This window comes from Amycolatopsis sp. NPDC104863 (assembly GCF_055582965.1).
On sequence record NZ_JBVJOW010000002.1, the window covers coordinates 60,128 to 72,530 of the forward strand.

The 12,403-nt window shown below is 72.2% G+C and carries 11 protein-coding genes; 7 read left to right on the plus strand and 4 right to left on the minus strand.

The window, feature by feature from the left end:
- Positions 1–22: 22 nt before the first annotated feature.
- The 4 genes from ACZ63J_RS09525 (at position 23) to ACZ63J_RS09540 (ending at position 5,543) form a co-directional block, all read left to right on the plus strand.
- Complete coding sequence (locus tag ACZ63J_RS09525; RefSeq protein ID WP_465403783.1) at positions 23–2,812, plus strand: AAA family ATPase; 2,790 nt, start codon at positions 23–25, stop codon at positions 2,810–2,812.
- A gap of 31 nt (positions 2,813–2,843) precedes the next feature.
- Entirely contained in the window at positions 2,844–3,956 is a 1,113-nt protein-coding gene (gene sfnG, locus ACZ63J_RS09530) for a dimethylsulfone monooxygenase SfnG (RefSeq protein WP_465403785.1), read from the plus strand.
- Between the two features lie 82 nt (positions 3,957–4,038).
- On the plus strand, positions 4,039–5,280 hold the full coding sequence (locus ACZ63J_RS09535; protein WP_465403787.1) for an SLC13 family permease: 1,242 nt from the start codon (positions 4,039–4,041) through the stop codon (positions 5,278–5,280).
- On the plus strand, positions 5,277–5,543 hold the full coding sequence (locus tag ACZ63J_RS09540) for a contact-dependent growth inhibition system immunity protein (protein ID WP_465403788.1): 267 nt from the start codon (positions 5,277–5,279) through the stop codon (positions 5,541–5,543). The genes ACZ63J_RS09535 and ACZ63J_RS09540 overlap by 4 nt, the downstream gene beginning before the upstream one ends.
- A gap of 1 nt (position 5,544) precedes the next feature.
- Here the strand turns inward: ACZ63J_RS09540 and ACZ63J_RS09545 are convergent, their stop codons facing one another.
- From ACZ63J_RS09545 to ACZ63J_RS09560, 4 genes are all read right to left on the minus strand, one after another.
- A complete protein-coding gene (locus ACZ63J_RS09545; protein ID WP_465403790.1) occupies positions 5,545–7,287 on the minus strand; it encodes a hypothetical protein in 1,743 nt (580 codons plus the stop codon).
- 183 nt (positions 7,288–7,470) lie between these two features.
- Positions 7,471–8,586: a bifunctional RNase H/acid phosphatase gene (locus ACZ63J_RS09550; protein WP_465403791.1), complete on the minus strand. Its 1,116-nt coding sequence runs from the start codon at positions 8,584–8,586 to the stop codon at positions 7,471–7,473.
- Positions 8,583–9,320 (minus strand): zinc ribbon domain-containing protein, encoded by a 738-nt coding sequence (locus tag ACZ63J_RS09555; protein ID WP_465403793.1) that lies wholly within the window; start codon positions 9,318–9,320, stop codon positions 8,583–8,585. The genes ACZ63J_RS09550 and ACZ63J_RS09555 overlap by 4 nt, the downstream gene beginning before the upstream one ends.
- 9 nt (positions 9,321–9,329) lie before the next feature.
- Positions 9,330–10,151 (minus strand): Nif3-like dinuclear metal center hexameric protein, encoded by an 822-nt coding sequence (locus tag ACZ63J_RS09560; protein ID WP_465403795.1) that lies wholly within the window; start codon positions 10,149–10,151, stop codon positions 9,330–9,332.
- Between the two features lie 266 nt (positions 10,152–10,417).
- Between ACZ63J_RS09560 and ACZ63J_RS09565 the strand changes: the two genes are divergently transcribed.
- Genes ACZ63J_RS09565 through ACZ63J_RS09575 form a run of 3 tightly spaced genes read left to right on the plus strand, consistent with a single transcriptional unit; the run spans position 10,418 to position 12,401 of the window.
- Positions 10,418–10,879 carry a low molecular weight protein-tyrosine-phosphatase gene (locus ACZ63J_RS09565; RefSeq protein WP_465335573.1) on the plus strand — a complete coding sequence of 154 codons (462 nt, stop codon included), beginning with the start codon at positions 10,418–10,420 and terminating at the stop codon, positions 10,877–10,879.
- 60 nt (positions 10,880–10,939) lie between these two features.
- The gene (locus ACZ63J_RS09570; RefSeq protein WP_465403796.1) at positions 10,940–11,770 is read left to right on the plus strand and encodes an SURF1 family cytochrome oxidase biogenesis protein; all 831 of its coding nucleotides are present in this window, start codon (positions 10,940–10,942) and stop codon (positions 11,768–11,770) included.
- A 10-nt stretch (positions 11,771–11,780) separates the two neighbouring features.
- Positions 11,781–12,401, plus strand: coding sequence for an FMN-binding negative transcriptional regulator (locus ACZ63J_RS09575; protein ID WP_465403798.1), 621 nt, complete (start codon positions 11,781–11,783; stop codon positions 12,399–12,401).
- The last annotated feature ends 2 nt before the right edge of the window (positions 12,402–12,403 follow it).

Sequence of the window (12,403 nt, forward strand, 5' to 3'; positions counted from 1 at the left end):
ACCCAACATGAAAGTCCTTACGGTGGATACCGAAGTAAATTCCGAGCACCCCGTCAGCGGGGCTTCGGTACCGAAGCGTCCCGCTCCGCGGCTCCCCGGCCGCGAGCCCGAGCTCAGCCGCCTGACCAGCCTGTTCCCGGTCGCACTCGGCGGCACGGCCGCCAGCGCCGTGCTGGTCGGCGAGTTCGGCATGGGCAAGAGCGCCACGCTGCACGCCGCCGCGGCGCTGGCCGCGGACGCCGGCTTCACCGTCGCGACCGCCACCGGGTCCCGGCTGGAGAGCCACCTGCCCGGCGGGCTCGCCCGTCAGCTGGCCGGCGCGCTGGACGAACCCGGCGCACCCCGCCCGGCCTTCACCGAGCAGTGCGGCCCGGCCGGCGAGAGCGAAGCGCTCGAGCACTTCTTCCGCCTCGTCCGCGACGCGACCGACCGGGGCCCGCTGCTGCTCGGCATCGACAACGTGCACCTCGCCGACGCCTGGTCCATGCGGTGCCTGGCCTACATCCGCAACCGCGTCCTCGACCTGCCGGTGTTGATCATACTCACGTCCCTGACCGGCCACCCGCCGCACCGGGACGTCGCGCTGCTGGAGATGGCGGGCTGCACGCCGGCCACCATCACCCTCCACGGCCTCGGCGACGCGGCCGCGGCGGAAGTCCTCGGCCTGGCCCCCGGCGAGCTCGCCACCGCCTGCCGCGAGTCGACCGGCGGCAACCCGTACCTGCTCAACGCGCTGCGCCCGCGGCTGCTGCCCGGCGCGGACCCGCGGGAGCTGGGCTCGTCGCTGATCGGGCAGGTGCTGCACACGCGGATGAAGGAGTTCCCGCACGCGCCGGCCATCCTGCACGCGGCCGCGATCCTCGGTGAGGACGCGGGCTTCGACCTGCTGGCCCAGCTCGCCGGGGTCGACGAGTTCGACGCGGTGCAGGCGATCGACACGATGGTCCGGCTGCACCTGCTGCACAACAGCAGCCGCCCGGCGCTGACCCTGCCGTTCGTGCGCAACTCCGTGCTGCGGGACATGCCGAAGACGACGCGGGCGGTGAACCACGCGCGGGCGGCGAAGCTGCTCTCCGAGGCGGGCGCGCCGACCGAGCGCGTCGCCGCGCACCTGCTGGAAGCGACGTCGATCCGGATCCCGTGGGGCGTGGACGTGCTGCGGATGAGTGCGCGGATCGCGGTGTTCTCGGGCCGGCCGGAGCTGGCCACGCGGCACCTGCGGCGCGCGCTGGAGGAGCGGCTGACGTCCGGGCGCCGGGTCGCCGTGCTGCTGCAGCTGGCCCACGCCGAGTTCCAGCTCGACCCGCCGGCCGCGGCCAAGCGGGTGCGGGAGGCCGTCGACACGATCGGCAACCGCGACACGGCCGCGTTCATCGCCACCGCGATGCTGCTGTCGCTCTGCGGCGGCCAAGACGCCCGGCTCGCGATCAGCGCGGCCGGCCAGATCGCCGCGCGGCTCGACGCGGGCGGGCCGGACGCCGTCTGGCCGCTGCTGTGCATGACCTACCTCGCCGAGGCCGGCAGCCGGCTCGGCCCGCCGCCGGAGTTCCGCGACTTCGAGGAGCAGTGGGCGCCGCTGACCGACGCGGCGGCGCAGCGCAGCCGCTCGGCGTTGCTGGCGCTCGACGCCGTCCGCAGCGGCGAGTCGGCCCAGGACGCCGTCGGGCACTTCGCCGGCGCGCTCACCGGAGACGACGGCGACCTCTTCGAGCAGCACTACTTCTTCACCCTGGCCACGGCGGTGCTCGCGGACGAGCCGGCGCACGTCGACCGGCTGTGCCGGGTCCTCGACGTCGAGCGCGAGCCGTGGGACGTGCACGTGCCGCACGGCGCGTTGCCCACCCTGGCGCGCGGGATCGCGCTGCAGGCCAGCGGCGACCTGCAGCGCGCGAGCGTCCACTTCGAGTCGCTGCTGCGCCGGTTCGACGAGCGCGGCGGGACGACGACCTGCCCGGTCGGCGTGCTGTGCGCGGCGAAGCTCATCGAGTGCTGGGTCGACCTGGGCCGGTTCGAGGCGGCGACGTCGCTGCTGGACCGGATGGACTTCGTCGCCAGCCAGGGCCTGTTCACCCACACCTACCTGCTGTACGCGCGAGGCCGTCTGCGCGTCGCGACCGGCTACACGCGCTTCGGGTTCGAGGACCTGCTCAGCTGCGGCCGCCGGCTCGCCCACCACGGCATGCGGTTCCCGGGGTTCGTGCCGTGGCGCGCGCACGCCGCCCGCGCGGCGCTGGCGCTCGGCCAGGCCGACGACGCGGCCCGGCTGGCCGAAGAGGACATGAACGCGTCGGCCCGCTGGGGCGCGGCGCGCCCGCTGGGCACGGCGCTGACGACGATCGGCCTGGTCCGCGAAGACGACGAAGCCGAGCGGGCGCTGACCAAGGCGATCACGACGCTGCGCTCGTCGCCGGCGCGTCTGCAGCTGGCGACGGCGCTGACCGAGCTCGGCACGCTGCAGTCGCGGCACGGCCAGTCCGAGAAGGCCATCGAGACGCTGCGGCAGGCCGTCGAACTGAGCGAGCACTGCGGAGCGCGTCCGCTCGCGCGGCGGGCGGCCGAGGAGCTGCGCTCGTCCCGGCGGGCGCTCACCCCGGCGAAGGACAACGAGCACGGCCTGACGCGGCAGGAGAACCGCATCGCCGTGATGGCCGCGCAGGGCCTGACCAACCGCGAGATCGCGACGGCGCTGCACCTGACCCGGCGGACGGTGGAGCTGCACCTGTCCGGCGCGTACCGCAAGCTCGGCATCCCCGGCCGCGCGGAGCTCGGTGGCGCGCTGGCGAAGTCTTCTCAGCGCTTGGACGCGCGTTGACCCCTCCCGGGGTCGTTGCTCTACTCGGGGCATGTCGCTCGAAGAGCCGTTGAAATTCGCCTACTGGGTCCCGAACGTGAGCGGTGGCCTGGTCACGTCCGACATCGAACAGCGGACGGACTGGGGCTACGAGTACAACAGAGACCTCGCGGTGCTCGCCGAGAACAACGGCTTCGAGTACGCGCTCTCGCAGGTGCGCTACACCGCCAGCTACGGCGCCGCCTACCAGCACGAGTCGACCGGGTTCAGCCTCGCGCTGCTGCTCGCGACGCAGCGGCTGAAGGTGATCGCGGCCGTCCACCCCGGACTGTGGCACCCGGGTGTGCTGGCCAAGTTCATCGCCAGCGCCGACGTCATCTCCGGCGGGCGCGCCGCGGTGAACGTGGTGAGCGGCTGGTTCAAGGACGAGTTCACCGGCCTCGGCGAGGCGTGGCTGGAGCACGACGAGCGTTATCGCCGGACGGAGGAGTTCATCCGCGTGCTGCGGGAGCTCTGGACGAACGACCACGCCGAGTTCCGCGGTGACTTCTACCGGATCCACGACTTCGACATCAAGCCGAAGCCGGTCGCCGCGCCGCACCCGGAGATCTTCCAGGGCGGCAACTCCACGGCCGCGCGCAAGCTCGCCGGCCGCGTCTCGGACTGGTACTTCAGCAACGGCAAGGACTTCGACGGTTTCAGCGAGCAGGTCTCCGAGGTGCGCGGGTACGCGGCGGAGAACGACCACACCGTCCGATTCGGACTGAACGGCTTCCTCATCGCCCGGGAGACCGAGAGTGAAGCCAAGGACGTGCTGCGCGAGATCGTCGAGAAGGCGAACAAGGACGCGGTAGAAGGCTTCCGCAATGCCGTGAAGCAGGCCGGGAAGTCCACTTCGGACACCAAGGGTATGTGGGCCGACTCGGAGTTCGAGGACCTCGTCCAGTACAACGACGGCTTCCGCACGAAGCTGATCGGCACGCCGGAGCAGATCGCCGACCGGGCGATCGAGTACAAGAAGCGGGGCGCCTCGCTGTTGCTGCTCGGGTTCCTGCACTACCTCGAGGACGTCGAGCACTTCGGCAAGCACGTGCTGCCGGTGATCCGCGAGAAGGAGAAGGATCTGGCGCGGGGCGCTGCTACGCCGGAGCCGCTGGGCGTCTGAGCCCGGGGCCCGCGGGGGCGCCCCCCGTCTTCCACGCTACCCGAGTGCACCGACAGAACCGGGGGCCGATTAGCGTGAGCTGGTGAACTTCTGGGCCGGGGCCGGCAGCCTGGCGCTGCTGGCCGGCGTGCTGGTCTTCGCGATCGTGCGGCCGCGGGGCTGGCCCGAGGCCGTGGCCGCGGTGCCGGCCGCGGGGGTCGCGTTGCTGCTGGGCTGGGTCTCGCCCGCCGCGGCCGGGGCGCGGGCCGTCGAGATCCTCCCGACCTTGGGCTTTTTGGCCGCGATCCTGCTGTTGTCCTTTTTGGCCAGTGTCGACGGCGTGTTCACCTGGCTCGGCAACCGCCTGGCGGAGGCGTGCCACGGCAAGCCGCGCCGGCTGCTGGTGCTGACCTTCGCCGCGGCGGCCGGCGTGACGGCGGTCCTCAGCCTGGACGCCACGGTCGTCCTGCTCACCCCGGTCGTCCTGGCGACGGCGACGAGCCTGCGCCTGCCCGCGCGTCCGCACGTCTACGCGTGCGCGCACCTGGCGAACTCGGCGTCGACGCTGCTGCCGGTGTCCAACCTGACGAACCTGCTGGCCTTCGCGGCGTCGGGACTGACGTTCGCCGGGTTCACGGCGCTGATGGCGCTGCCGTGGCTGGTCACCATCGGCATCGAGCTGCTGGTGTTCCTGCGGTTCTTCTCGCTGGACCTGCGTCCGCGCGAGACGGCGTCCCCTTCGCAGCATCTGGAGACACCGGTGTTCGCGCTGGTCGTCCTCGCGCTGACGCTGGTGGGGTTCGCGCTGGGGCCGCTGGGGCACGTCGAGCCGGTGTGGATCGCGACGCTGGCGGCGGTGATCCTCGGCGTCCGGGCGCTGGCCTCGGGCAAGATCAAGCCGTGGCAGCTGGTGACGGAGGCGGCGCCGCAGCTGTGCCTGTTCGTGCTGGGCCTGGCGGTGGTGGTGGAGGCGGTCTCTGAGCACCTGCTCGGCGGCCTGCTGCGGTCCCTGCTGCCGACGTCGACGGGCCTGGCCGAGCTCCTGCTGGCGGCCGGTGTGGCGGCGTTGCTGGCCAACCTGGTCAACAACCTCCCGGCGACGCTGATCCTGCTGTCGGTTCTGGGCTCTCACCCGGCGCCCGGTGTGCTGCTGGCGGTGCTTCTGGGGGTCAACATCGGGCCGAACGCGAGTTACCTGGGTTCGTTGGCGACGCTGTTGTGGCGCCGGACGCTGCCCGCGCCTCCGTCGGCGAAGACGTTCCACGCGCTCGGGTTCATCACGACGCCCCTGTGCCTGGCCGCGGCGACCGTGGCGTTGTGGCTCGGCTTGGGCGTGCTGACGTGACGGAGTCGCGCACCCTCGAGCAGATCGAAGGCGACGCCTGGGGTGATCCGCCCGCGGACCTGCGTGTGCTGGTGCTCCAGCAGGTCGGTCTCGATGTGCTGGTGCCCGTCGCGCTGACCCACCTCGAGCGGGACCCGCTTGCCGAAGGCGACTTCTACCCCGGCGAGCTCGGCCGGGCGTCCCGGCTGGTCGACGGCCTCGGCACCGCGGCCGAGGCCGTCCGGCGGCAGATCGCCGCCTTCCGGGGCGCGACCGGCCGCTGACTCAGCCGGGCATCCTGATCGTCTGGCCCGGCTTCATCGTCGCCCCGCAGTCGTCCAGCGGTCCGCCGAAGCGGTCCGCCGCCACCTCCGGGATCGTCTTCGCCGCGTACTCCTGCGCCGCCTTCAGCTTTGCCGGGTCCGTCGCCGCGTCGCGGCGTACCCAGTCGCCGTTGCGCAAGCCCTCGATCGGCGACGAATAGATCAGCACGTAGTCGCGGTCCAGGCGGGGGTCCAGCGCGATGCCGTTGCCCGCGGCCCACGGACCCCACGAGTGGATGAACGTCGGCTTCACCGTGTCGAACACGTAGTCGCGCAGGCCCGCCAGGTTGTTGTCGTGGACCAGGTCGGCGATCGGCTTGTTGACCAGGCCCGCCATGTCCACCAGCTCCAGGCGGCTGGTCATCGACGAGCCGCCGAGGTCCGGCAGCAGCAGGGACGCCTTCTGGATGCCCAGGATGTCCGCGTAGGTGTTGAAACCGCGGCCGAAACGGTCCGCCACCAGGCACGCCGTGATGTTCGGGTTCTTCGCGAACTTGTCCGCGGCCTGCGCGAACCCGACGGCCGACGGCACGAACGCGCCCACCAGGACCACGACGATCCCGACCCGCAGCAGCGCACGGCGGTGCTTGAGCAGCTCACCCGCCGACAGCGTGCCCGCGATGACCGCCAGCGCCCAGATCGGGCTGGCGAACCGGTGCTGGTACATCCAGTCGGCGACCATCACGCCGTACGCCACGACGCCGAGCCCCAGCGGCACCAGCAGCGCGATCAGCGAACGCCGCCACGGCGCCTTGACCAGCGCGAACACCACCACCAGCACCAGCAGGACCACACCGGCCCAGCCGGCGTACTCGACCAGCTCGAACGGCCGCTTGACCGCGTCGAAGCCGGGCAGGCCCTGCTGCTTCGCCACCGACGGGTTGGCCAGCAGCCGGCCGAACTCGGCGTGCCGCCAGACGACGTACGCGCCGAACGGCACGGCGAACGCCGCCACCGACAGCAGCGCCAGGCGGAAGCTCTTCCAGAACAGGCCGCCGCGCAGCAGGAACAGCGCCACCAGCGGGTACGCGCCCGCGTAGATCAGGCCTTCCGGGCGGGTCAGCGCGGCGAACGCCACCAGCACCCCGGCCCACAGCGCCACCTTCGGCGTCAGCAGCTTGTCCCGCTTCACCGAGACGAACAGCGTCACGCCCAGCGTCACGACCACAAACGCGAACAGCGAGTTCTCCAGGCCGGACACGACCCAGATGACGAACGACGGGATCGTCGCCAGCGTGAGACCCGCGACCAGCGTGACCAGCCACGCGAAGCGCGTGAAGACCTGCTTCGCGGCGATGTAGCAGGCCGTCAGGATGCCGCCGGTGAACAGCAGGCCCAGCGCCTTCGGGAACAGCACGTAGTCGGGCAGGCCGAACAGCAGGCCGTGATCGAAGAGGCCGACGAGCTTGCCGACGCCGAGCAGCACCATCCACGTCGGGTCGGAGAAGCCCTCGACCGGCGGCGCGCCCGGCTGCAGCACCGGGCCGAGGCCGTCGGCGAAGCTGCGCGCGTAGGAGAAGGTGATGGCGGCGTCGTCGACGATCCAGTGGCCGTAGCGGGTGGCGTGGGCGGCGACCGCCGCGACGCCGGCGAGCACGGCCAGCACCGGCGCCAGGCGCGCGCCCCAGCCGCGCGCGGTCGTGGCGGGCGCGGGGTCCTCGGGGACGTCGCTCTGGGAGGTCTCGCTGAGTGCGCTAGCCGTCATTTCCTCGTCACTGTTCCGCCCGCAGGCCTCTGCCGGTGGGATACGCACGAGCTGGCGCCCCATGAAGCGCGCCCGAGGCCGGGCCCGCCACCGCGGCGTCGCGGTCGAGACACTGTAGCCAATACCCCATCGGGGGTCGGCCACGCGTCGGCATTGAGCGTGATCCACCCCACATTTCGGTCGTCAGGCCAGGTGCGAGGTGTCGTTGACCAGCCGGACCGAAGCGTTGCCGTCCGGGTAGAACTCGACGATCGACAGCGACGCCAGATCGAGGTGCAGCCGGAACAGCAGCTGCGGGCCCGCGTCGAGGCCCATCCGGAGCAGCGTCTTGATCGGCGTCACGTGGCTGACCAGCAGCAACGTCTTCCCGCCGTGCTCGGCGATCAGCTCGTCGCGGGCCTTGCGGACGCGCCGGTGGACGACGTCGAAGCTCTCCCCGTTCGGCGGCGGCACCGAGCTGTCGCCCAGCCACGAGCGGTGCAGCTCGGGGTCGCGGTCGGCCGCTTCGGCGAACGTCAGCCCTTCCCAGTCGCCGAAGTCGGTCTCGATGAGGCCGGGGTGGGTCTCGACGCGGCCGCCGAGCGCGTCGGCGACGGCCTGCGCGGTCTGCTTGGTGCGGGTGAGCGGCGAGGCGACGATCGGGACGGCCTCACCGTCGACGACCAGGCCCTCGGTCGCGGCCAGCCGCTTCGCCGCCGCCGCGGCCTGCGCGCGGCCCAGCTCGGTCAGCGGGACGTCGCCGCGGCCGGAGTAGCGGCGCAGCGCCGACATCTCCGTCTGGCCGTGACGCAGCAGGAGCAGCCGGGTCGGCGTGCCCTTCGCACCGGTCCAGGCCACTGTTGCGCGGTCGGGCTTGCGGGTCGGCAGCTTCGGCGTTGCGGCGGGCTTGCCGGTCGCCGCGTCCATGGCTTCGTTGGCCAGCCGGTCGGCGTGGGAGTTCTCCGCGCGCGGGATCCACTCGTAACGGACGCGCGTGAACCCGGCCGCCAGCTCCTTGGCCCGCTCGGCGAGCGGCTGCATGTCCGGGTGCTTGATCTTCCAGCGCCCGGACATCTGCTCCACCACGAGCTTCGAGTCCATCCGGACGTCCACAGTGGACGCTCCGAGCTCGGCCGCGGCGGCCAGCCCGGCGATCAGGCCGTTGTACTCGGCGACGTTGTTGGTGACGACCCCGAGGCCTTCCTTGCGCTCGGCGAGCACCTCGCCGGACGCGGGATCCTTGATCACCGCGCCGTACCCGGCCGGGCCCGGGTTGCCCCGGGAACCGCCGTCGGCCTCCACGACCACATGCGACGTCACAGACCCGACTCCACGGTCCGGACCAGGATCGCGCCGCAGTTCTCGCACTGGATGACTTCGTCCTCGGGCGCGCCCTTGATCTCGTTGACGGTGTTGCGGTCCAGCTCCAGCTGGCAGGCGCCGCAGCGGCGGGCCCGCAGCAGCGCGGCGCCGATGCCCTTGTGCTCGCGGACGCGCTCGTACAGCTTGAGCAGCGGCTCCGGGAAGCGCGGCAGCAGCTTCACGCGGTCTTCGTCGCGGCGCGCGCGGGTGGTGTCGAGGTCCTTGAACGCCTCGTCGCGGCGGACGATCGCGGCCGCGACCTCGGCTTCGGCCTTGTCGACCTCGGCGCCGGTGCGCTGCGCGTCCAGGCCCAGCGCCTCGCGCTGCTCCATCAGCTCCAGCAGGTCGTCCTCGAGGGCGCCCTGCCGGCGTTCGAGGCTCTGCAGCTCGTGCTCGATGTCGGCCATCTGCTTGGCGACGACCGTGCCGGACGCCAGGAGCTTGCGGTCGCGGTCTTCGCGGGCCCGCACCGACTCGATCTCCTTCTCCTGGCGGGCGATCTCGCGGTCGAGGTCGGAGGCGGCGGTCTCCACCGACACGAGCGCGTCACGGCGGTCGCGCGCCGTCTTCTCCCCGGCGTCGATCTCGGCCAGTTCGGGCAGGGTGCGACGGCGGTGCGCGGTGCGCGAGAGTTCGGCGTCCACCTTGGCGAGCTCGAGCAGCTGACGCTGCACGGCGGGTTCGGCCTTCACGGTGCTCCTCTAAATCGATGTGCGCTCGGCGCGGACGTTCCACGGGTCGGTGCACCGCGTGGAGACGTGAACGTCGACGTTACCCGCAAACGCCCGCGCCACGACCGCCGAGGCTTGCCCGCACCAGGGCCATTCGGACGCCCAGTGCGTCAGCCCGACCAGCGCGGGCACCGGGCCGCGGGCCGCGAGGTGCTCACCGGCGGGGTGATGCCGCAGGTCGGCGGTGACGAAGGCGTCGACACCGGCCGCGGTCGCCTGCTTCAGGTAGGAGTCTCCGGCCCCGCCGGACACGGCGACGGTGCGGATCGGGCGGTCGGCGTCACCCGCCCCGAGCACACCGGGCACGGTCGCGGGCAGCGCGTCGGCGACCCGCTGGACGAACATCGCGAACGGCTCGGCCTCGGGCAGCTCACCGAGCCGGCCGATGCCGGTGACGCCGTCTTCGTTCGGCTCGAGCGGGCCGGTCACGCGCAGGCCGATCGCCGCGGCCAGCGCGTCGGAGACGCCGGGGTCGGCGGAGTCGGCGTTGGTGTGCGCGCAGTGGAGGGCGACACCCTCGCGGATCATCCGGTGGACGAGCGCGCCCTTGGCGGTGTCGGCCGGGACGCCGTGCACCCCGCGCAGCAGCAGCGGGTGGTGCGCGACGATCAGCTGCGCGCCGATCTCGAGGGCTTCGTCGACGGTCTCGGTGACGGGGTCGACGCAGAAGAGCACGCTGGTGACGGGTTCGGCCGGGTCGCCGCAGACGAGGCCGACGGCGTCCCACGACTCGGCGAGCGCGGGCGGGTACGCCTGCTCCAGCGCGGTGATGATTTCGGAAAGGGCGGGCACCCGGGGATCTTCGCATGGGCGCAGCGCCGGACTAAGGGCGCTCCGGCGGCGTCGGACCGCCGCCGCCGCGAGCGCCGGGTGGGTTCGTCAGTTGCAGTTGCCGCAGCAGCCGCAGCCCTGACCGGTGCACTTCGAGCAGCATCCGTGCATGATCGCTTTCCTTCCGGTTCGCGTCCTCGCCCGATCGACGCTAAGTGGCGGGGTCGGGCGCCGGGTACCGCCGAGCGAGCGGGTGACCGGGTGAACCCGGTGGTTACGCTGGGGACGTGACGCACCTCGTCTTCGTCTGCTCCGGCAACATCTGCCGCTCCCCGATGGCCGAGCTGGTGTTCCGCGCCCGGCTCGAGGACGCCGGTCTCGGTGACGCCGTCCGGGTGACGAGCGCCGGCACCGGCCCGTGGCACGCCGGGGAGTCCGCCGACAAGCGCGCCCGCGCGACGCTCAAGGCGCACGGCTACCCGACCTCGCACGTCGCCTCCGAGGTGTCGGACGAGGACCTGGCCGCCGACCTGCTGCTGGCCGCGGACGCCGGGCACGCCGAGTTCCTCCGCGCCCGCGTCGACGACCCGGCGAAGGTGCGGCTGCTGCGTTCGTTCGACCCGTCGGCGCCCGAAGGGGCCGAGGTCCCGGACCCGTACTACGGCGGTGACGACGGCTTCGAAGACGTCCTCGGCATGATCGAACGCTCGGTGCCCGGTTTGCTCGATTGGGTGCGTTCGCGGGGGTAGAAGTCACAGGTCGTGGAGGTCGGCGGGCGGCCCGGACCGGGCACGGCCTACCGTGGTGGGGTGCGGTTGCGGTTCCTGCTCAAGCCCGGGTGGCTGGCGCTGACGGTGGTGGTGTTCACCTTCGCCATCTGCTGCTTCACGCTGCTTTCGCCGTGGCAGTTCAGCCGCAACACCGAGCGCGAGCAGCAGAACTCCGCGCTGGAGGCGTCCTTCACCGCCGCCCCGCTGCCGTTCGCGCAGCTGCTGCCGCCGGGCGCCGTGCCCGGCCCGCACACCGAATGGCACCTCGTCACCATCAGCGGCCAGTACCTGGCGGACAAGGAAGTCGTCGCGCGGCTGCGGACCGTCCAGGGTGAGGGCGCCTTCGAGGTGCTGACGCCGTTGCGAACCACCGACGGCACGGTCGTGCTGGTCGACCGGGGGTACGTCCGGCTCGACAGCAAGTCCGGGGCGCTGCCGTACGCGGCCCCGCCGGCCGGGACCGTGCGGGTCACCGCGCGGGTGCGCGCCGACGAGGTCGACCCGAAGAACCGCGACGCCTTCGCCGACGCCTCCACCGGCGGGCAGCTGCAGAGCTACGTCGTCGACTCGAAGGTCGTCGCGCGGGCGGGCAAGCTCGACATCCGGCCGGGGTACTTCCAGCTCGACACCGGCCAGCCGGGGGTGCTGGGCGCGCTGCCGCTGCCGCAGACCGACTCGGGGCCGTTCTTCTCCTACGCGCTGCAGTGGATCGCGTTCGGCGCGATGGCCCTGCTGGGCTGGCTGTACTTCACCGTCCGCGAGCTGAAGCCGGGCGGCGCGCTGACCGAGTCGGCTTCGACGCCGACGCGTCGCAAGTCCGTCGCGGAGATCCTGGCCGAGGACGAGTACGCGGAAAGTGGCCCTCGATGACACTCGGGTCATGCTGATCCACCCCTGGGACGCGGCCGAAGACGCCGAGTGGCGGGCGTGGCTGGCCGGGCACGACTTCGGCCAGCTGATCGCGGGCGGCACGGGCCGCGACCTGCCGACGGTGACCCCGGCGCACTTCGCGTTCGACGGCGACCGGACGATCGTCACGCACCTGGCCCGCCCGAACCCGATCTGGCCACTGCTGGAGGAGCACCCGCGAGCGCTGCTGACGGTGGTCGACGACTACACGTACATCCGCGCGGACTGGAACACCGAAGCCGGCGCGGACCCGGCGTTCGGCGTGCCGACGTCGTACTACGCGACGGTCCAGCTGGAGGGCGACGTGCGGCTGGTCGATGATCCGGTCGCGAAGGCGGCGTTGCTGGACAAGCAGTTGCGCCATTTCGAGACGGACGGGGCCCGGGCGCCGGTAAGCGCTTCCGACGCGCCGGACCGGCGGCTGCTGCCGGGGATCCGGGGGATCGAGTTCACGATCACGGGGGTCCGGGCGAAGTTCAAGTTCGGTGGGAATCGGACTGCGGAGGATCGGGAGCGGATCGGCGGGAAGCTGGCTGAGCGGGGTGGAAGGTTGGACGAAGAAGCCCTGACCCAGCTGAAACGCCGCAGCTGAGC

Excerpts from the sequence above, each read along its gene's own strand:
- sfnG (WP_465403785.1), top strand. The coding sequence starts at position 2,844 with ATGTCGCTCGAAGAGCCGTTGAAATTCGCCTACTGGGTCCCGAACGTG.
- ACZ63J_RS09575 (WP_465403798.1), top strand. The coding sequence starts at position 11,781 with ATGCTGATCCACCCCTGGGACGCGGCCGAAGACGCCGAGTGGCGGGCG.
- ACZ63J_RS09545 (WP_465403790.1), bottom strand. The coding sequence starts at position 7,287 with ATGACGGCTAGCGCACTCAGCGAGACCTCCCAGAGCGACGTCCCCGAG.